Origin of the sequence: Kitasatospora sp. NPDC088548, from assembly GCF_044753005.1 — a bacterium.
Lineage (GTDB): Bacteria > Actinomycetota > Actinomycetes > Streptomycetales > Streptomycetaceae > Kitasatospora.
Genome location: NZ_JBIVMI010000008.1, coordinates 159,569 through 179,791, shown reverse-complemented (window position 1 = coordinate 179,791; position 20,223 = coordinate 159,569). Strand labels below are relative to the sequence as shown.

Here is a 20,223-nt window from a genome sequence, read left to right as displayed (position 1 = left end):
GGCCTATTCTCCCCGCAACCTGCCCAGGAACTGCCGCCGGTTGCCCGCCGCATACGCCGCGAGTCCCTGCGCGATGTCCCGCAGGGGCGCCCAGTCCGCGCTGGCGGGCCGTAGGCCGCCCTTGATCAGCTGATTCTGGATGCTGTTCGCCAGTGTGTCGAGGTCCTGGTGCTGTCCCTGGAACGATGCCTTGACCATGATCTGCGCGGCCGTGTCGCACACCACGTCGACAAGTGGCCGGGTAGCCCCGTCCCTCTGCACGACTCCAGGGCTTTCCCCGATCAGTTGGTTCAGCAGCCGGTACACCCGCTGTTCCAGCGGGCTGAGCCCGGCAATCTCCGGGTCTTCCTCGTCCTCTCGCCGAGCTTGCTCGATCAGTGGGCCGAACACCTCGATCTGTTCCTCGAAGCGTCCTGCCAGCTCCCGCAGGATCTCCTCTAGCCGCTCCGAGAGCCGGGTGTACTTCTCCGGGTCCTCCCGCTTGACCCGCTCCTCCAAGTGGAAGCGGAGCGCGTGTCCCATCTCCGCCGCGGCCTCGCGCGGCGGCAGAGCACTTACCACGCCGTCGAAGACGGGCGAAGCGAGCGAGACCGGCGCGATGACCTGCTCGATCTCCGGACCCTCCAGGTGATCAGCGATCATCGCTCGGACCTTGCGCCCGTAGTGCCGCAGAGTGAAGGTGCCACCGGGCGCGTCCCGGTAGAGCCTGCGGATGCGCTTCTGGAGCATCCCCCAACGCCGGGCGTCGGCGACGTAGTCCAAGGCGTGCTCATGTGGCAGAACGCGTTCCAGTACGGCGAGGAACTGGTGCAGCACCTCGTCGTACCCGAACCTCGCCGCTTCGTCCTCGAAGGCCAGCGCGGCAGAGCGGAGCCGCGCGATATCGGCGAGATCCGCCTCCGTGACACCGTGCGCACGCAGGTAGGCGCGCACTGCCTGCGCCGCCGGCCCGAGGCCGCCGATCTCCTCCGACAGGCTTCGCATCGTGTCGTCGACATCGGCCTGCTGGTAGGCGGCCAGCGCGCCGGACAGGTGCTCGAAGACGCCGTGGTAGTCGACGACATAGCCAACGTCCTTGCCTGGCATCGGCCGATTGACCCGGGCGACGGCCTGGAGGAGCTCGGCATCACGGATCGGCCGGTCCAGGTAGAGCACCTGCTCGCGCGGGGCGTCGAAACCCGTGAGCAGCATGGACTTCACGATGAGGAAGGCGATCGGGCTCTCGGGGTGCACAGGATCAGGTACGGTCGTCGGCTGGCCCTGCAACTGCTCGGCAGCCTCCTGGGACCAGGGGTTGTCCCCGACGACGCTGTTCTCCGGTACATCCGGCGCCGGTACGTGGAAGGGAGTGATCGAGACCCACTCCGGCTCGGGTGGCAGGTGGGGGAAGGCCTGGTGGAAACGCTCGATGTACGCCTTCTGCCGGTCCCTATCCGTCCAGTGCAGCCACTGGCGGCGCTTGCGCTCCGCACCGGGGGAGATGATCGGCACGAAGTCGATGCGGCGCAGCAGGGAACGGTATTGGTAGGCCTGGTGGAGGTAGCGCAGTCGGCGGGGCAGTTTCTCCGGCGGGAGACCGGCCACCGACTCCGGGTCGAATCCGGCGAGCTCAGTCAGGAGGGAGTCCCGTGCCAGTCGCAGCGCGTGGTGGTACTCGACAACTGCCTTCCGGCTGACCGCCGCGACCTGGGCCTTGAAGCCGCCGCCCGGCAGCACCCAGGTCACCCAGTGCTCCAACATGTCCTCGGCCTTCGCGCGGATCATAGGCTGGGTTTCGGCGACATCGCGCGCGGTGGGCGAGCGGCGGAGGGCCCTGCGCTCGTCATCCGTGAGGTCGCGGACGAGGTCCGCGAAGTTTCGGTCGAGGCCGTCCTTGTCGAAGACCTTGCCCTTGCCAGTACGGCCTTCGTACCGAATGCGTACGACGACCCCGTCGTACTCGGCTTCCGCCATTCGGTAGGTGTCGAGGAACCCGCCGAAGATCCGACGGGTGTCCTGCAGCCGGCCCGTCATGATCGGCGTGCCCGTGAAACCGATCTTCACCGCCCTGGGAATGGCCTTGCGCAGGGCGGCGTGCAGCGTGTTGGTGTGCGAGCGGTGGGCCTCATCGACCAGTACCAGGATGTCGGACGAGTTGTTGCACTCAGGGAAGTTCACCGCTGGAGGCTGAGTGTCGGCTTGCTGCCCCGCGCCGGCCCGCTCGGCGTCCTGGTACTCCTCCGCCAGGTCTCGGTCGTCCTCGTCGTCCGCCGCCTCAGCGGCGAAGGTGAGGCCGGTCCCGTACTTCTGGATCATCGCGAAGACGACCCGCCGCCCGCCGTCCCTCAGCAGCCCCTCCATCTGAGTGCGGGTCTCGGCCGTCTCGACGTCGGACTCGCTCAGCTTCAGGGTCTTGGAGAGCTGGTCCTGCAACTGGGTACGGTCAGTGACGACCACAACCATAAACTCGCTGAGCCGGTGGTGCAGATGGATCCGGCGCACGAGAAAGCTCATGGTCAGGCTTTTGCCGGAGCCCTGCGTGTGCCAAATGATCCCGCCGCGCTCGTCGTCAGCCACGGAGCCACCGCGCATCCTCCCGGTGAGCAGCTTGTGTATGGCTTTCTCCGTCGCCCGGTACTGCTGGTGCCGGGCGACGGCCTTGACCGTCCGGGTTCCCCCGGATTCGGTCTCGACTGGAAGCGGGATGACGTAATGGCGGATGACGTTCAGGAGCGCGGCAGGGCGCAGAACGACCCCGATGAGCTTGTGCCGCTCGTTCAGCTTGCCGGTTTTGCCCGAGAGTTCTGCCCTGAGGGTTGTCTCACTTTCCGGCTCGATGCTCCGCCAAGGGTGAAAGTGGTCGGGTGTGGAGGTGACGGTGCCCAGATACGCGCTCTCGCCAGTCGCGGCGACCAGCAGCTGCACGGTCCGGAAGAGCTCCGGGACACCGGCGGGCACGAACAGAGTGGCGTCGTCGCGTTCGTCGTCGGCGACGGGGTCGCCGGCGTAGTGCCGCAGATCGAGCACTGCGCTGCGGATCGGGTCGGCATGGTCGGGGCTCTTGCACTCAACAGCGACGAGCGGGATGCCGTTCACGAACAGGACGATGTCGAGGACCGACACCTCCCCGGACCGATTTCTGACACGGAGTTGGTCGACGACAGTGAAGTCGTTGAGCTCGACCCGCTCCTCGTGCCATTCGATGTACTGCACCGTGGCCGAGGCGCCGCCATGCGCGGCGGACGGGCCGGTGAGGACGTACCCGCTGAGCAGCAGGTCGGTGGCATCGAGGTTGGCTTGCGCGACGCCCTTCCCGAGGGAGACGGACGCCAGCTCCGTGACGGACCGCTTGACGTCGGTCCCGTCCATCCACGGCTCGCGGTCCGCCGCCCGGACGTTGACCCGCCGCAGGGCCGCTTCCAGCTCGTTCACGAGCAGAGGCGTCTCGGCGTCGAGCGTACCAATCTCCGTACCGGGGACGTGCCGCCATCCCATCGCCTGGAGCTGCGCGACGACGGGCCGCTCCACCTCATCCCGCTCGGTCTGCACTGCCATCCCCCGCGCCTTCCCACCGATCATCGCCCAGTTGATCCATTCTGCGCCATGGGAGCGGTGCGGCGGGAGTGATCAAACGATCGGGAGTACGGCGGGTCGGCGGGTCAAGCTCCGGCGGTTACGGTTCACTCGCCTCGTGGCCGTCGTAGGCGGGTACGGTAAGGTAGACGCCCTGACTCTCCGCGATCCGGTGCCCGTCACGCAGCGACTCTGTCAGGCTGGCGGTGAGGTAGCGGCGCTACGCCGGGTGGACTGACGGTCGGCGATTATGTTGGCAGCGTGGCCGACCGGTTCAGCGGCCACGCGGAGCTGAATGTGCCCGATCTTGTGGGTGGTCCGGGAGACCCGGCCGGTCCCACCGCCGACGAGGTAGCCGCTACCCATCCCGAGCGCTTCATCACTGAGCGGCTGGCACAAGTCATCCTTCAGCGGCTCCCCGGCTGACCCCTCTCTGTCAGCCTTGGGTGAGACATCCCGCTTTGTCGGGTTAGCCTGAGAGGGCCCGAGGTAGGAGTTTCGCCCCTGATGACCAGCACCAATCCGTCCGCAGCCGACCCGGCTCCCAGGCCGAAGCGCCGCACGTTCAGTCCCGAGTACAAACTGCGGATCGTCGCCGAGTACGACGCCGCGCCCGAGGGCGAGAAGGGTGCGGTCCTGCGCCGCGAGCGCCTGTACCACTCGCACGTCACCGAGTGGCGGGCCGCACGCGATGCCGGGGCCCTGGAGAACCTGGCCGACCACCGCACGAGCCCGGCCCGCCCGAAGAAGTCCGCCGCCGAGGTCGAGAACGAGAAGCTGCGTCGACAGGTGGAACGGCTGGAGAAGGAGCTCGCCCGGAACAAGGCCGCGTTGGAGGTCCTGGGAAAAGCGTCGGCGCTCTTGGAAATGATCTCCGAGAGCGCGGACTGAGGCACGCCGCCGATCCCGTTGTGGACGAGGCGTTCACCGGCGTCGAAGACGAGCTGGGCACCACGGCCGCGTGCCGGCTGACCGGCCGCTCCCGGGCCACCCACTACCGCAGGCTCAAGCCGCCGCCCGTGCGCGGGCCCAGGCCGCCGCAGGTCCAGCCGTCGGCCCTGACAGCCGAAGAGCGTGATGCGGTATTGGAGTTGATGAACAGCCCCGAGTACGCGGAGCTGGCGCCCGCGCAGATCTGGGCCCGTGAGCTGGACACCGGGCGCTACCACTGCTCGGTCTCCACGATGTACCGGATCCTGCGCGAGCGGGGGCAGTCCGGTGAGCGCCGCCGCCAGGCCACCCACCCGGCCAAAACGGTGCCCGAACTGGTCGCCGACGGACCCTCCCAGGTCTTCACCTGGGACATCACCAAAGCTGCCGGCCCCAGCAAGGGCATCTGGTACCACGCCTACGTCATCATCGACATCTTCAGCCGCTACATCGTGGGCCACACCGTCGAGCCGGCCGAATCCGCGGAACGGGCCGAGGAGTTGATCCGCGAGACCATCGCGTGCAACGGCATCGCCCCCGACACCGTGCACGCCGACCGCGGCACCTCGATGACCAGCAAGAAGGTCTCCCAGCTGCTGATCGACCTCGGCGTCACCAGAAGCCACTCGCGCCCGAAGGTCTCCAACGACAACCCCTACAGCGAGGCCCAGTTCAAGACCACCAAGTACATGGCCGACTACCCCGAACGGTTCGACTCCCTGGCCCACGCCCGCGAATGGTTCGACGCCTTCACCTCGTACTACAACCACGAGCACCGGCACTCGGGCATCGGACTTCACACCCCCGCCAGCGTCCACTTCGGGACGGCGGAGGAGATCCGCGACCAGCGCGCCGTCACCCTCGCCGAGGCCTACGCGCGGCACCCCGAACGCTTCGGCCGCCGCCCCAGACCACCCCAGATCCCCAAGACCGCGTGGATCAACGACCCCGCCAAGCGCCGCGAACCCACACCACAAACCTCATAGCGTCACGACCGTCTCACTGGACTTGAAATCTTCCGGACAGCTGCGTCGAAGTGTTGGACGGCTACCCGTCGGGCGTCCCCGTCCGGGACGCCAAGGACCTGCACGACCCTGCACTGATCTTTCCAGCGGATTCTTGGTCATCGATTGTTGCATCCGTCAAGACTACTGAACTTGAACTGGTGGTGTCGGGTGGGCGAGGGCAGGCTTCGCCTGATGGGGCGCTCGGAAGAACTCGCTGGCTTTGGACGGTGCTGGCTGCGATCGTGAGGATGTGCCAGATGATCTGACGATGCAGCCGCCGATGCCGGATACGAAGTGGTCAGCCGGGTCGTTGCGGATCACAAGCCGCACGATCAGTGCCGCCGACATCTCGGCTCGGCTCGGGATCATCCCAGATCAGCAGTTCGAGCAGGGGAGCCTGACGAGCCCACGCAGTCCGAACAGCCTCCGGCGGGAGGCGAGCGTGTGGATCCGAGGGAGCGGTCTGGGGAACGACCGCTGGCTGGATGAACATGTTGCGGCCCTGCTGAGCTTGGTCGACGGGCACCGTGAAGAGCTGCTGCGGCTATCAGCCGACTGCGATCTAGTGTTGTTTCTCGGCTTCGGGAGTGAGGACGGTCAAGGGGGCTGTGTCTTGCCAGCGCGCATGCTCGCGGAGATCGGCGCTCTGGGAGTCGATGTGATTCTGGATCTTTATCCGCCGGCACCGGAGGTTGCGGCCATCGAGATGTGACCGCCGCAGCCCAATCAGCCGTCCAAGGCGAGGCCGGTGCCGGCGAGGCACCCATCGACCAGGTGCGGGCGATATTGGATCTGCTTGAGCTTGTGCTTGACGGCTCGGGTGAGCTGACCGAGGTTGGCTGCGGCGAGGTTGCCGATGTCGCGCTTGACCAGCGACCAGATGCCCTCCTGCGGGTTGAGGTCCGGGGCGTACGTGGGCAGTTGGAGGACTGTCAGCCAGTGCGCGTTGGCCTCGAAAAACTCCGTGAGCGGCGGCACAAGGTGGATGCGGGCGTTGTCCCAGATGAGGACGATCGGTCCACCGAGCTGGATTCGGGCGCGGACGATCAGATCCCGGAAGTCGCGCCAGGTGAAGCCCTTCGGCTTGCCCTTGCGGCCCCGGTACTCGCGGATCCCGTAGATCAGTCGGGAGCGTTCGCCCGACTTGTAGCAGGCCATGCCCGCCATCGAGACCCGGCCGGAACCGCTACCACGCACGCGGACGACCGGTGTTCGCCCGACGCGGCCCCAGGTCCTGGCGCGCGGCGGCGTCATCGACTGCCCGGCCTCGTCCTCGAAGACGATCCAGGCGCCGCGACCCGCCGCAATGCTTTTACCTGCGGCCACACCTCCTTCCTCCACAACTCCACCGCCGCGTCGTCGCGCTCGATCGCCCGCCGGGCCGGCTGCTGCCATGACCAGCCGTGCCGTTTCAGCAGCCGCCACGTGCCCTCCACCGTGTAGCTCACCTGGAACAGGCGCCCGATCAGCGCCTTCACCCGGGCCAACGTCCATCGCTGATCCGTCCAGCCGTGGACCAGCGGGCCGCGCTCCAACTCCCGCTCCAGCCTGGCGATCTGTCGATCACTGAGTCGCGGCCGCCCCGGAGATCCCTTCGACAGAACCCCAACCTCACCGCGCTCGCGCCACTGCCGACGCCATCGCTCCACCGAGCGCTCGCTCACCCGCAACGCGGCAGCGATCTCCCGGTTCTTCTCTCCGCCCTCGAACCGTTCCACGGCCTGCAACCGGACCCGCTCCCGCGCGGCCCTCCCAGCGTCGGTCAAACCGCCACCCTGCGCGTATCTCACAGCACAGGGCTACCGAATCCGGCTGGCCGCTGTCAGGCAAACGGCCCCGACATCACCCAATCAAGTTCAGTACTGAAGTTGAATTCGTGATGTCGGTCTGAGATGTGGTCAGCCATCCATGATCAGGCCGGTGGTGGCGAGGCATCCGTCGATGAGGTGAGGGCGCTACTGGAGTCTCTTCAGGCTGCGCTTGACGGCTCGGGCGAGTTGGTCGATGTCGGCGGCGGCGAGGTTGCCAATGGTGCGCTTGACCAGCGACCAGATGCCCTCTTGCGGGTTGAGGTCGGGAGCGTACGAGGGGAGTTGGAAGACGGTCAGCCAGTCCTTGCTCGCCTTGATGAACTCCTGCATCGGCGGCATCAGGTGGGCACGCAGGTTGTCCCACACGAGCACGATCGGACCGCCGAGCTGGATGTGCGCCCGGATGAGCAGGTCCCGGTAGTCCTGCCAGGTCAGGCCCTTCTTCTCACCTTTGCGGCCCCGGTAGACGTGGAAGCTGTAGAACATCCGCGAGCGCTGACCGGGTTTGAAGCAGCTCAGCCCCGCCATGGAGACCCGGCCGCCTCCTCGGCCGCGCACCCGAACCACGGGCGTGCAGCCGACCCGGCCCCAGGTCCGGGCGCGCGGCGGCCTCATCGACTGCCCGGCTTCGTCCTCGAAGACAAGCCAGGCCTCGCGGGCCGCCGCGGCGCTTTTACCCGCGGCCACGTCTCCTTCTTCCACAACTCGACGGCCGCGTCATCACGCTCGATGGCCCGGCGGGCCGGCTGCTGCCAGGACCAGCCGTGCCGCTTGAGTAGGACCCACGTGCCCTCCACGGTGTAGGAAACGTGGAACATCCGGCCGATCAGCGTCTTCACCCGAGCCAAGGTCCACCGCTGGTCGTCCCAGCCGTGGGCAAGCGGCCCACGCTCCAACTCCCGCTCCAGCCTCATGATCTGGGCATCGGAAAGCTTTGGACGACCCGGCGAACCCTTCGGGGCGATTCCTGCCGCGCCGTCCTCGCGCCACTGCCGGCGCCAGCGCTCCACCGAACGCACGCTCACCCGCAGTGCGGCCGCGGTGTCCCGATTCTTCTCACCGCCCTCGAAGCGATCCACGGCCTGCCGTCGGATCCGCTCCCGCGCGGCCCTCTCCGCGTCGGTCAAACCGCCACCCTGTGCATACCTCACAGCACACGACTACCGGGACCAACCCTCCAACGGCAGGCGAACGCTACTGCTTCACCCATCCGAGCGACATCACGAATTCAACTTCAGTAGTGAGTTTCCAACCTGAACCATCCACCAATGGTCGCGAACGGCCAGCCCTCAGGAGCACCCAGCCAGCAGGTCGTCCGCAACGCCGAGTTTGAGAACGCGCACCTTCTCCAACTTCGCCTGCTCACCTTGGATCTGTTCGTCACACAAGCTGAGCACGTCAATAATCCGACGCTGCTCCGCCCGATCAACCGGCATATCAATTTCCAACTCACGCAGCCGGGCTGGATTGACATTCACCTGCTGAACCGCGACGGTGGCGATCGACTGAACCCGTTGGCGAATCAGTGGGTTCATTAGCCATTCGACCAGGTATTCTGGAGTCAAGCGTGTCTCATCCGGATTAATGCGCACCAGATACGAGGCAAACGTTGCCCGAGGAAGCTCAGTGCGCCATATCGCGGCCTTTCCAACATGATCAATACTGTTCGTTCGGTTGAACAGCACATCCCCGCGCCGAAGCTCAAGCCTGCCAGGAACCGGCATCGAGCTGTATCTCAAGTCCGACAGTTCCGGCCTGCCGTTGCTGAGATTATTCATCCGCAAAACTGCAATACCCGGGGGGTCCTGATCGAGAGCGTTGGAGATGCCATAATCGACCTGGGGCACCACGTCCTTGAGAGGAATCCGAGCCCACCCTCGCGGGAGCTCTCCGCCTCCGATAGATGCCATGGAAGCCAGCAGGAAACCCTGCCTCACGCTACGCAGCTTCGCGATCGACGCCTCGATGGCACGTTCGTGCGCCGACACGGCATCGATCACCTCGACAATCCGCCGCTGCTCGGAAAGCGCCAGGAGGGGGAAGGCCAATGATGCGAATCGCTCCCCGCCAAGGTGGGCAATGCTAGTCGTCTGCTTGGCAATAGCAGCGAAAACTCCATTGGTCAGCCAGCGCTCGAAGATTACTTGGGCATACGCCGAGAGAACCAGACAGCTCGGACGGAAGCGGACCAGCGTGTTCTGGAAGAAGAATTCACCTTCGACGCCATCGTAAATAGCACTGCGACCAACCAGCTCCAGGCTCTGCCCCTCGTTCAACAGGATATCGCCCGGCTTGAGGCTGTAGGCCTCACGTTCGGCGTCACTGAAACCCATTGTTTTCACATCCGCGTAGTCAATGCGCCCTTGAAGAACATTCGCAACACGCAGGTATGGGCGCTGCCCCGACGCATCCCTGCTCGCAGGCGAAAGCTGCTTGCCCATACGGACGTCGCCGACTTCGCGCACCGGGATCCATCGAACCTCGACATCAGTCCGCATAGCCCAGCTCCTTCAGGAACCCGTCCAGCCTAGAAGCCGTCTCTTCCCGCTCTGCCCGGATCTCGCGCAGCGACACCGCATACTTGCCCGCCCACACCTCGTACGCCTCCGCCAACTCCCGGCGCCGACGCACGACATGCCCACCCAGCTTCGCCACCAGATCGTCCCGGAGCAACACCAGTACCACCCGGCGCTCCCCCTCCGGGTCCAGTGCCTCCCTCGCCCGGGACAGTCTCGGCGGTCCCTCGCCCAGCTTGGGCGGGTCGCTCGGCCACGGGAACCAGAAATCCGCCTCAAGGCGCTTGATCAGGGCGCCCACCTTAGTGCGCTCCTTCTTCACCGACGCCAGCTCCGCCAACTGCTCGGCGCTCAGCGCGACTTCCTCACGCGTGGGGGCGTAGCCGTCCTCGTCGTCCCCACCCTCACCGTCCTCCGACGGCTCCGGCTCCGCGTTCAGTTCCTTCCACCGCGCGTCCAGCTCCGCCTTCCGCGTGTCCGCCGCCGCCAGCTCCTCCAGGAAGGCCGGAGCGATAGCCGCGACCACCTTGTGGCCGTATGCCTGGCGCCGCTCGGCTGCCGTGCGCTTTCGCAGCTTGCGAGTCTTCGGGTCCTGCTCGGGTGCGAGCAGGGTCTCGACGTTCTCGACCCAGCCGTCCAGGACGCCCGCGAACCCGTTCTCGGACAGCGCAAGCAGGTCGTACTTGGCCTCGTACCACCAGCCGGCAACCGCGCCTGCGAGCGCGTACCGGTCGAGCAGCCCCACCCGGCCAAGGCGTTCCACGAACGACTCGATCAGCTGGCCACGCACCGCCATCAGCGCGGCCTTGCGCTCCGAGGAGGTCAGATCAGCAAGGCGCTCGGGCGTCGCGGCCACCGCCTCCAGGCGCCGGAGCTCCGCCTTCCACCACTCCTCGAACGCGCCCCGCAGGGCGTCCTCGCGCGAGCGGGCAAGCTCCGCCAGCCGAGCCGCGTCCGGACGCTGCCCTCCCGGAAGGAAGTCCACGTACTCCGGGTCCACCGGGTCGCGCTCGGCAAAGAGGTCGGCCAGGCCCACCCCATACGCGTCGAGCAATTCTTTCTTCGCCTCGATCTCCACCCGCGGCACCCCACCCACCAAGTGCGCCCGCACATCCTGCGGCTCCGGCGGCGGTGTGTTGTCCACATAGCGGCGGATATTGAGGTTGTCGCCGTTGTCTCGCAGCTCCTCACGGCTCACGAGCCGCGAGAAACCCGGCACCTCTGCATAGGCATGGAAGGTGGAGATGATCTTCTCGGCGTGCTCTGGCAGCAGGACGTTCTGCGCCGACTCCTTTCGGTACTCCCGGTCCGCGTTGATGAACAGCACCTTGTTCGCCAGCTCGGCGTCCTTCTTGTCCGGCGGGCGCAGGACAAGGATGCAGGCGGGGATGCCGGTTCCGTAGAAGAGGTTCGGGGCGAGGCCGATGACTGCCTCGATCGCGTCCTCGTCGAGGAGCTTCGTACGGATCTCCTGCTCGCCGCCACCGCGGAACAGCACCCCGTGCGGCATGACCGTGATGACCATGCCTCCTCGCCCCTCCCGTTTGGTCTCCCAGAGCATGTGCTGGAGGAACATCAGGTCGGCCTTGCCACGCTCGCTCGTGGCCCCGTACGCCGCACGCTGCACACCGAACATGAGGTCGCCGAGCACGTAGTCCATCGAGAACGGCGGGTTGCTGAGGACACCGTCGAAGCGGTCCGCGTCGGACTTCGGCACGTGCGCCGGCTCAGCGAGGGTGTCACCGGTCTGCAGGTCGAAGCGGCGCACGCCGTGCAGCACCATGTTCATCGTCGACATGATCCAGGAGCCGCTGTTGGCGTCCTGGCCAGCGAAGAACATGTCCGTGGTGTCGCCGCCGTGCTCCTCCACGTACTCCTTGGCGTGGATGAGCATGCCGCCAGAACCGACGCACGGGTCGTAGATGCGCATCCCCTGCCGGGGGCCGAGAAGTTCGACCATCATCCGGACGACGGCACGCGGGGTGTAGAACTCGCCACCCTTGCGGCCAGCCGAGTCCGCGAACTCCTTGATCAGATACTCGTACGCGGCGCCGATGAGGTCGGGGAACTCGAAGTCGTCCGTCCGCAGCCGGACGCGCCCGAAGTGGGCAATCAGCAGCTTCAGGCGCTGGTCGGCAAGCTTGGCCGCGCCCGCCGCCGCCCCAGAACCACCGATGCGGTTGAAGTCAAGGTGGTCGAACAGGCCCTTGAGCTTGTCGTTCTGCGCCTCCAGCGCCTGGAGAGCTGGGCGCAGCCGTTCCTCGGTGATGTTATGAGTAGCCGAGGAGATCCGCTTCCAGCGAGCCTCCGGCGGGACGAACAGCACGTCGCGCTCGCTGTAGGTTGACTTCTCCTCAAGGTAGCCGTCCAACAACTCCCCAGAAAATTCGAGCTCGCTGGCAACGGACTCCCTGATCTGGTCGCGAGCGGCCTCGAACTCGTCGTTGGCTCGCTTCAGGAAGAGCAAACCGAAGATGTAGTCCTTGTACTCAGAAGCGTCCATAGTGCCGCGGAGGATGTCCGCAGCAGCAAACAGATGTCGCTCCAACTGCGCGAGCGTGAGCTTGGCCAACGTACGACTCCCTACATCCCGGTCTGACGTAGAAACCCTACGGGGGCGGGGGGCGCAGCGGAAACCGTTGATCAAACAAGTCGGGCCATGCTCAGTACGAGGCGATGCCGAGCCCCTTCTCGACGAACTCGAAGACGTCGGTGTACGGGTCTCGCAACGACAGCGGCAGGTGTGCGCCGTGCTCCCCGTTCATCTTCTTGGCCCGACCCTTCGCATCGACGAACTTGTTCCGGATCTGCTCCGGCAGCACCACCTTGATGTTCCCACCGTCCTTTGCGAACGGCAGTCGGTCTGCCACGTGCCCACACATGCCGCCAAAGGTGCCGGTCACCGGCTTGTGGTGCAGCAATCGCCACACCTCGAAGCACGGGTGCGAGAACGCGACCTGGACATCACCTTCACGGGCCTGTTTGAGAGCCTCATCCACTGACTCGTGCTCGTCCCGGTCGAACAGGCACCAGACCTGCGGCCACAGCTCCTTCTTCACTCCGGTGCGCTTCGCAGTCCGGGCCTCGTCCCGCATGAGCCGTACCGCCGCCTCGACCAGCTTGATCGGCTTACGCTGGGAGCCCGGGGCGTTCGCGTTAGCGATCCGCACCTCAACTCCCTGTTCATGCAGACGGACCAGGCCCGAGACCGCCTCGATGTAGTTGGGCTCGGTGACCCGTCCCTCCGTGAAGACGTGGACCACGCGGCGGCGTCGGCCGCGCTGCTGCTTCGCCGGCCCCAGCGATTCGTTCCCCCTGGTGCGCGCCATCAGTTCCGCCCCACCCCTTCCTCACGTTCCCGCTCCCTTACGGTCAGTAGCCGACGGGCGATCTGTCCCTCCAACAGTGAGGGAACCCCACCGAACGCACCAACCAGGTAGGACTTCATCAGGTCCTCGTTCTCCCCGGGGGACGCAGCGGTCAGCGGGTACAGCTCGGTGGCCCCGTCCTCGTCTTTCTCGGTCAGCCATACCTGGACCGGTTCCAGCAGGCGCCCACCGCTCGGAGTGGTGAGAACCGACGGGTCGTGCGAGGTGAAGAGGAGCTGCGCTCGTCTGGGGTTGGCCTGAGGGTCGTGGAACAGCCGGACGACCTCGGCGGCAAAGCGCGGGTGCAGGCTGGCGTCAAGCTCGTCGACGAGCAGTACGGCACCTTCATCAAGCGCCAACAGGAGGGGACCGAGCAGCGCGAACCATGAACGGGTGCCGAGTGACTCGTCACGCCAGTCGAAGGCCACATCACCGGCCGTGGACCGATGGGTTAGCCTCACCGAGATCTGACCCTTGTCCTCCTGGACGACTTCCGCTCCGGTGATCCCGAGGTCGGCAACCCGCAGCAGTTCGTTGATGCGGCCAGCCTGGCCACCGGAGAGGGCAGTTGTCGTGAACCGTTCCCGTTGCTCCCGTTCCTCCTCCGGATTGATGATCCAGAGGTTCCGGCGGAACCAATGGAAGAGCGCAGAGAGCTGGGGGTGGTTGTCCGTGCCCGCCGTGGACAGGAGAAGGGCATTTGGGCGGGTACGCCGGGCCAACTGAGCACGGTCCTTGACCCGGCCGCCTGGCCACTCGTACACGTCGGACCGCGACGCATCACGGTCGAGCCAAACCTGGCGATGACCACGCGGATAGCTGTGGATCCACTCGGACTCAACGCGCGTCGGCCCCAGTTCGAACCCGTACGTCCAGCGCACCTCGTCAATGACAACATCGACTTCGAAGAAGCTGGGTTCGTTCTCGTCCTTGAGGTTCAAAGCGAAGGGCCTGCGCGGGATTCCTTCGTACGAAGCCCAGCGAGCGTATGAGTTGAGAACAGCCGTCTTCATGTCGGTCAGAGCAGTCAGGACGTTCGACTTGCCCGAAGCATTGGCGCCGAAGATCCCGACAAGAGGGAGCACGGCTACCGAGCGGTAACCGCCGGTTCTAAGCTCTCGCGAGGCAACCTCAGACTCGCCCTCGGGGACAACAAAGGACAGCTCCTGCTCGTCGCGTAGTGATCGCACGTTCGCGACACGGAAACGGAGCAGCATCCCGTCCCCCTCTCTCGTCGATGCGATCAGAGTAGCGGCGCAGGCTCGGTTGGACCGCCCGAACGATGATCTCTGGCCCACTTCCCAGGAACGATTCCCGCACCGCTGCAGCGCGCCCTCCAAGTCCTACGCTTGTCGGAACGGCACAACTAGAGCACGCGGCGAGCCTTTCCCTGGCCACCAGATCACGCCCTCCTGGCGATGGCTCACGCACGGTTGTCCACCGGCCGTCCACCGGGGCCACTCCGCAGCAACTGGCTCCACGAGCCACAATCGATGAAATCGCAGGTCACAGGCGCCACCCAGAGGACCAGTCACTCCGGTGGACCAACCGACCTACGCATTGCGATGCATGGAGCCCAGGTGCCCGATTTGACCGATTCCCATGGTCAGCGAAACGAGAAAACTCCAAGTCAGAAGCTCGACCTGGAGTTTCACTATGGAGCCGCCTATGGGATTCGAACCCATGACCTACGCATTACGAGTGCGTTGCTCTGGCCAACTGAGCTAAGGCGGCACCGTTGACGCAGTGCAGCGGCAACGGCGGCAAGTCTACACAGGTTCGGAGGTGATCCGTACCGGGTAACGGTGGCGGGGCTCAGGCCGAGGAGACGGCGAGCTTGGCGGCGAAGCCGGCGAAGAGGACGGCGACGCCGCTGGTGAGGCCTGCGGAGAGCCGCTTGCGCCGGCGGAAGGCGGTGGCGAGGGTGGTGCCCGCGAAGATCAGCATGGAGAGGTAGAGCAGGCTGAAGGTCTGCAGGACGCCGCCGAGCAGGGCGAAGGAGAGGGCGGGCCGGCCGTAGGACGGGTCCACGAACTGTGTGAAGAAGGAGAGCAGGAAGAGGATCGCCTTCGGGTTCAGCAGGCTGATCACCAGGGCCCTGCGGAACGGGCGCTCGACGGCCTCCGGGGCGGGCCCGGCAGCGGTTGCGGCGGGGTCGTCGGCACGGCGTTCGCGCCAGAGCTGGCGAGCGGCGCGAAGCATGCCGATGCCGATCCAGAGCAGGTACGCGGCGCCGCCGAACTTCACCACGGCGAAGACGGCCGGGTTGGCCTCCAGCAGCGAGGCGGCGCCCAGCGAGGTGAGGCTGATCAGAGTGAGATCTCCGACGAAGACGCCGGCGGCCGCGGTGTAGCCGGTCCGGACGCCCTTGCGGGCGGCGACGGACAGCACGTACAGGGAGTTGGGGCCGGGGAGAAGGACGATGACGAGGGCGCCGAGGACATACGTCGCCAGGTCGTTGACTCCGAGCACGGTGCGCTCCGATGAGGGTGTGGGGTGCGGCAGGGGGTGGCGGGCGCTCATCGTAACTTCGCACCGGGCGGCGGTTGAAGCGAATATCAGCCCCCGCAGCGCTTCCCCTTCTCGGGCGGCCCGCCCCCCAGCAGATAGGCGTTGACGGCGTCGTCCACGCAGGCGTTCTGGCGGCCGTACGCGGTGTGGCCGTCGCCGTCGTAGGTCAGCAGGTGGCCGGACTGCAGCTGCCCGGCCAGCGACTGCGCCCACGCGTACGGGGTGGCCGGGTCGCGGGTGGTGCCGACGACGACGATCGGGGGGGCGCCGGCGGCCCGGACTGTGTGCGCGGCGCCGGTGGCCTTGACCGGCCAGTAGGTGCAGGTCAGCGCCATCCAGGCCATGTCGCGGCCGAAGTGCGGCGAGGTCCGCTCGAAGGCGGGCACCGCCTGCTGGGCCTCCGCCGGGCCGGTGAACGGTGCGGGCAGGTCGAGGCAGTTCACCGCCGTGTTGGCGAACATCAGGTTGGGGTACGAGCCGTCCGGGCGGCGTCCGTAGTACGAGTCGGACAGCTTCAGCAGACCGGTGCCGTCGCCCGCCTTGGCCTCGGCGAGCGCGGCACGCAGATCGGGCCAGAGGAAGTCGGCGTACATCGCCTGGATGACGCCGGTGGTCGCCCGGGACTCGGTCAGCAGGCGGCCGGAGTCGGGGGTGACCAGCGGCTGGGTGTCGAGCGACTTGAACAGGGCGGTGAGCTGCTCGCCGACCTGCTGCTCGGTCCGGCCGAGCGGGCAGTCCTCGTGCTTGGCGCAGTCCTTGGCGAAGGCCGCCCAGGCGGTCTCGAAGCCGCCGGCCTGGGTCAGGTTGCCGTCGAGCGAGTCGAGCGACGGGTCCATCGCGCCGTCCAGCACCATCCGGCCGGTCCGGGTGGGAAAGAGCCCGGCATAGGTGGCTCCGAGGAAAGTGCCGTAGGACTTGCCGACGTAGTTCAGCCGCTCGTCGCCGAGCAGCGCCCGCAGCACGTCCATGTCGCGGGCCGCCTCGACGGTGCCGAGGTGGCCGAGCTCGGCACCGGCCCGCTCCTCGCAGCCCTCGGCGAACTCCTTGTCCGCGGCCACCAGGGCGTCCGTCTCGGCCTGGTCGTCGGGGGTGGTGTCGACGGCGGTGTAGGCGTCCATCCGCTGATTGCTCAGGCAGGTCACGGGGCTGCTGCGGCCGACCCCGCGCGGGTCGAGGCCGACCAGGTCGTACCGGGCGCGCACACCGCTGTCGTACGTCCCGGCGACGGCCTTCACGTAATCGACCGCCGAGCCGCCGGGGCCGCCGGGGTTGAGCAGCAGCGAGCCGAGCCGGCGGCTTGATCCCACCGATCCCTCGGGTCCCTTCGACACCCCCGACGCGCCCGGCGCCCCCGGCTCGACCGACTCGGCCCGGACCCGGACGGCCGCCAGGACGAGGTCCCCGCCCGCCGGGTGGTCGTAGTCCAGCGGCACCCGGAAGGTGGCGCACTCGAAGCCCTCGTCGCACGGCTGCCAGGCGAGCCGCTGGCCGTAGTACGACGCCAGCGCGGCGGGCACGGCCGCGGGCAGCGGCTCCAGCGGCGTGACCCTGGGGCGGGACGCCCCGGCGGAGGGGGAAGCCGGGCCGGAACCGGAGCCGGCGGCAGCGGGCCCGGCGGCGGCCGAGGGGGGCGCCTCCGGCCCGGAGGAGGCGGAGCTGCACCCCCCGGCCAGCATCCCGGCCGCGGCCAGCACGGCCGCCAGGGCGTGCCTCGCCACCGGAACACGTCGCACGGCCGGAACGCGTCTCATGCCCGGAGCACGTCCCACGGCCGGGGCCTGCCTCGCGACCGGGGCGTGCTTCGTGGCCTTCATCTGGTCCCCTCAGGTGTTCGAGTCCGGTGGCCCCGGGACCGCCCGGGTACCGCGAAGCGTGGTGGCCGCCGCAGCGGTGATCAGGATGCCTTGGCCAGCGTCTCGGCCAGGTACTGGGCCGCCTGCCGGACCAGCCGCAGCCGTTCCCGCTCCGGCGAGTAGTCCTGCACATTGTCGGAGATCCGCACATCGGCGCGGGCCGCCGAACCGGTGCCGCCGCGCAGCGCGGCCTGGAGCTTGCGGGCCGCGTCCAGCCCCGCGCTGTCCGCCTTGGCGGCGGCCAGCAGCAGCCGGGGAGCGGCGTCGGCGGGCGCCTCGGCTCCGGTCCGGGCCAGCGCGGCGGTGTCGTACCGCCCGGAGATCGCCGCGGCCGCGCCGTACAGATCGGGGCGGGCCAGCCCGGCGGCCGCGGCGCAGGGCGCGCCGCCCTCGACGCCGAGGGCGGCCCAGGAGGCCGGGCCGGGCGGCAGGGTCCGGAAGGCGGCGGCGATGGCCGAGCGCAGCGTGGCGTCGTCGGCGACGGCCTGCGGGGCGGCGGCGACCAGGTCGCAGGGGTGCGCGGTGCCGTTCGGCGCCTCGGGGGCGACCAGGATGAACGGGCGGGCCTTGCCGGTCTGGACGGCGGAGCTGAGGCCGTCGAAGACGTCGGGGACCTCGGCGTCGGCGGTCTTGCGCGGGGTGGCGGCGTGCATCACCACCACCGGGAAACGGGCGTTCTGGTCATTGGCGTACTGCGCGGGCAGCCAGACCCGGACGTTGCGCGGCTGCCCGTCCGGGCCGAGAACGACGGACTGCAGCAGTTCGCCGCCGCTCGGGTGGCCGACGCTGTCGAACCGGCTGACCACCTGGGCGGCGGCGGGCGGAGGAGCGGCCTCGGGGACCGCGGCGGGGTCGGGGGCCGGGACCCCGGCTGCGGGCGGCGCTGCCTGCCGGGCGCCGCCACCGACGGTCCCGGCGCCCCAGTCGGCCTCGTCCTCGACGGCGAGCTGTGCCCCTTCCTGCCCCGAGTCCGGTCCGCCGAGGCTGCCGAGCACCCCGAAGGCCGTCAACAGGGTCAGCGCCGTGACGCAGACCCCGCACGCCATCGCCCCGAGCGTCCGAAGCAGCATCGGCCGCCGGTCGCTGGTCAGCTCGTACGTCTCGGCGGCCCGCAGGTCGCGCCAGCGCAGCAGCGCACCGCGCGCCAGCCAGACACCGCCCACGGCGGCCGCGGCCAGCAGGGGAACGACGAGGAGCGAACGGACCATGGGACGCACCACCTCGGGACGAGGGCCGGACACCGGACCGGCCGGCGCCGTACGGGACGCGACGGCCCCGGCGTCGGGGCGCAGTCGGCCCCCAGCGTGCAAGACGACCCGACGGTCACACGCGGGTGTGCCCGGCGCGTACCGCCCGTTCACTCGAAGGTGGGACAACGGATAGGACGTGAAGCCGTACCCGGCGGCCCGACGGCCCAGCAGCCCGGCCGGACCGGCGAGGGCCCGGCGGTCCCGGACCGGCCTCAGCCCGCCCGCAGGGCCACCGTCATCGCCTCGACGGCGAGCAGCGGGTCGACGTTGCGGTCCAGCGCCCGCCGACAGGCGAGCACCGCCTCGATCCGCCGCAGCGTGCCCTCCGGCGGACCGGCCGCCGCGACCCGGTTCAGGGCCTGGCGCTGGTCCTCGTTGGCCAGCGCACCGGTCGAGCCGAGCTGGAGGGCGAGCACATCCCGGTAGAAGCCGAGCAGGTCGAGCAGGGCGACGCCGAGCGTCTCCCGGCGGGTCCGGGTGGCACGGCTCTTCTGCCGCTTCTCCAGTTCCTTGACCGCCCCGGCCATGCCGCGCGGGGCCTTGCTGCCCTCGGCCGCGCCGTACGCGGCCTTCAGGTCGTCGGTCTCCTTGGCGTCCTGCGTCTCCGCGAGCGCCTCGGCGTCGGCCTTGGCGGTGTCGACCAGGCGCTGGGCGGCCGCCAGGCAGCCGCCGATGTCACCGACCTCCAGCGGGATGCGCAGCACCTCGGTCCGGCGGTTGCGCGCCTGCTCGTCGACGGCCAGCCGGCGGGCGCGGTCGACGTCCCCCTGCCCGGCGAGCGCGGCCAGCCGGGCCGTCTCCGGGTCGACGCCGTCGCGGCGTACCAGCGTGTCGGCGACGGCCTCGGCGGCGGGCGTCCGCAGCACCAGCAGGCGGCAGCGTGAGCGGATGGTCGGCAGTACGTCCTGGACCGAGGGCGCGCAGAGCAGCCAGACGGTGCGCGGGGACGGCTCCTCCACGCCCTTGAGCAGGGCGTTGGCGGCGGCCTCGGTCAGCCGGTGGGCGGCGTCCACCAGGATCACCGACCAGCGGCCGCCGGTCGGGTAGCTGGAGGCGCGCAGGACGAGGGCGCGCATGTCGCCGACGCCGATCGACAGACCGTCGGTGCGGACGTACTTGACGTCGGCGTGGCTGCCCGCCATCACGGTGTGGCAGCCGTCGCAGAACCCGCAGCCGGGCGTGCCGCCGAGCGCGAGGTCCGGGCTGGTGCACTGCAGGGCGGCCGCGAAGGCGCGGGCGGCGGTGGTCTGGCCGGCCCCGGGCGGGCCGGTGAACAGCCAGGCGTGTGTCATCAGGGAGGCGTTGGTGCCCGGCTCCGGTGCGGCACCGCGCCCGGCGGCGACCGCCGCTCCGGCCGCCCGGGCGGCGGCGGTCAGCTGTTCGACCACCCGGTCCTGACCCACCAGGTCGTCCCAGACGGCCACT

The 20,223-nt window shown here is 68.4% G+C and carries 18 protein-coding genes and 1 tRNA gene; 5 read left to right on the top strand and 14 right to left on the bottom strand.

All coding sequences use genetic code 11. The annotated features are described in order from the left end of the window. Positions 1-3: 3 nt before the first annotated feature. Positions 4-3,534 (bottom strand): type I restriction endonuclease subunit R, encoded by a 3,531-nt coding sequence (locus ACIP82_RS13440; protein ID WP_400653489.1) that lies wholly within the window; start codon positions 3,532-3,534, stop codon positions 4-6. Positions 3,535-3,813: 279 nt separating this feature from the next. Between ACIP82_RS13440 and ACIP82_RS13435 the strand changes: the two genes are divergently transcribed. The 5 genes from ACIP82_RS13435 to ACIP82_RS13415 all read left to right on the top strand — a co-directional run bounded on the left by ACIP82_RS13435 (position 3,814) and on the right by ACIP82_RS13415 (position 6,201). After that, on the top strand, positions 3,814-3,978 hold the full coding sequence (locus tag ACIP82_RS13435; protein ID WP_400653488.1) for a hypothetical protein: 165 nt from the start codon (positions 3,814-3,816) through the stop codon (positions 3,976-3,978). An 81-nt stretch (positions 3,979-4,059) separates the two neighbouring features. Beyond that, a complete protein-coding gene (locus ACIP82_RS13430; protein ID WP_363576929.1) occupies positions 4,060-4,443 on the top strand; it encodes a hypothetical protein in 384 nt (127 codons plus the stop codon). Between the two features lie 20 nt (positions 4,444-4,463). Then, on the top strand, positions 4,464-5,468 hold the full coding sequence (locus ACIP82_RS13425; protein ID WP_400653486.1) for an IS3 family transposase: 1,005 nt from the start codon (positions 4,464-4,466) through the stop codon (positions 5,466-5,468). Positions 5,469-5,518: 50 nt separating this feature from the next. Further along, positions 5,519-5,755 (top strand): DUF397 domain-containing protein, encoded by a 237-nt coding sequence (locus ACIP82_RS13420; protein WP_400653485.1) that lies wholly within the window; start codon positions 5,519-5,521, stop codon positions 5,753-5,755. Further along, positions 5,740-6,201 (top strand): DUF4279 domain-containing protein, encoded by a 462-nt coding sequence (locus ACIP82_RS13415; protein ID WP_400653483.1) that lies wholly within the window; start codon positions 5,740-5,742, stop codon positions 6,199-6,201. The genes ACIP82_RS13420 and ACIP82_RS13415 overlap by 16 nt, the downstream gene beginning before the upstream one ends. 14 nt (positions 6,202-6,215) lie before the next feature. On the opposite strand, the gene ACIP82_RS13410 is transcribed toward ACIP82_RS13415, so the two are convergent. The 13 genes from ACIP82_RS13410 to ACIP82_RS13350 form a co-directional block, all read right to left on the bottom strand. Continuing rightward, positions 6,216-6,815, bottom strand: a complete 600-nt coding sequence (locus ACIP82_RS13410) for a transposase (RefSeq protein WP_400653481.1) — start codon at positions 6,813-6,815, stop codon at positions 6,216-6,218. Continuing rightward, positions 6,740-7,279: a winged helix-turn-helix domain-containing protein gene (locus ACIP82_RS13405; RefSeq protein WP_400653479.1), complete on the bottom strand. Its 540-nt coding sequence runs from the start codon at positions 7,277-7,279 to the stop codon at positions 6,740-6,742. Before ACIP82_RS13405 ends, ACIP82_RS13410 begins: the two co-directional genes overlap by 76 nt. A 165-nt stretch (positions 7,280-7,444) precedes the next feature. Further along, complete coding sequence (locus tag ACIP82_RS13400; RefSeq protein WP_400653477.1) at positions 7,445-7,987, bottom strand: transposase; 543 nt, start codon at positions 7,985-7,987, stop codon at positions 7,445-7,447. Beyond that, entirely contained in the window at positions 7,912-8,451 is a 540-nt protein-coding gene (locus tag ACIP82_RS13395; RefSeq protein WP_400653475.1) for a winged helix-turn-helix domain-containing protein, read from the bottom strand. Before ACIP82_RS13395 ends, ACIP82_RS13400 begins: the two co-directional genes overlap by 76 nt. Positions 8,452-8,589: 138 nt before the next feature. Then, the gene (locus ACIP82_RS13390) at positions 8,590-9,798 is read right to left on the bottom strand and encodes a restriction endonuclease subunit S (RefSeq protein ID WP_400653473.1); all 1,209 of its coding nucleotides are present in this window, start codon (positions 9,796-9,798) and stop codon (positions 8,590-8,592) included. Then, positions 9,788-12,388 (bottom strand): N-6 DNA methylase, encoded by a 2,601-nt coding sequence (locus tag ACIP82_RS13385; protein ID WP_400653471.1) that lies wholly within the window; start codon positions 12,386-12,388, stop codon positions 9,788-9,790. Before ACIP82_RS13385 ends, ACIP82_RS13390 begins: the two co-directional genes overlap by 11 nt. Positions 12,389-12,479: 91 nt before the next feature. Then, the gene (locus ACIP82_RS13380; protein WP_400653469.1) at positions 12,480-13,145 is read right to left on the bottom strand and encodes an RloB family protein; all 666 of its coding nucleotides are present in this window, start codon (positions 13,143-13,145) and stop codon (positions 12,480-12,482) included. Then, a complete protein-coding gene (locus tag ACIP82_RS13375) occupies positions 13,145-14,401 on the bottom strand; it encodes an ATP/GTP-binding protein (protein WP_400653467.1) in 1,257 nt (418 codons plus the stop codon). Before ACIP82_RS13375 ends, ACIP82_RS13380 begins: the two co-directional genes overlap by 1 nt. A 440-nt stretch (positions 14,402-14,841) precedes the next feature. Continuing rightward, positions 14,842-14,918, bottom strand: a tRNA-Thr gene (locus ACIP82_RS13370). Between the two features lie 81 nt (positions 14,919-14,999). Then, positions 15,000-15,656 carry a leucine efflux protein LeuE gene (gene leuE, locus ACIP82_RS13365; protein ID WP_400653465.1) on the bottom strand — a complete coding sequence of 219 codons (657 nt, stop codon included), beginning with the start codon at positions 15,654-15,656 and terminating at the stop codon, positions 15,000-15,002. A gap of 86 nt (positions 15,657-15,742) precedes the next feature. After that, a complete protein-coding gene (locus tag ACIP82_RS13360; RefSeq protein WP_400653463.1) occupies positions 15,743-17,446 on the bottom strand; it encodes an alpha/beta hydrolase in 1,704 nt (567 codons plus the stop codon). 143 nt (positions 17,447-17,589) lie between these two features. Then, the gene (locus ACIP82_RS13355; protein ID WP_363604118.1) at positions 17,590-18,756 is read right to left on the bottom strand and encodes a hypothetical protein; all 1,167 of its coding nucleotides are present in this window, start codon (positions 18,754-18,756) and stop codon (positions 17,590-17,592) included. Between the two features lie 254 nt (positions 18,757-19,010). Further along, complete coding sequence (locus tag ACIP82_RS13350) at positions 19,011-20,222, bottom strand: DNA polymerase III subunit delta' (protein WP_363604117.1); 1,212 nt, start codon at positions 20,220-20,222, stop codon at positions 19,011-19,013. Between the last annotated feature and the right edge of the window lies 1 nt (position 20,223).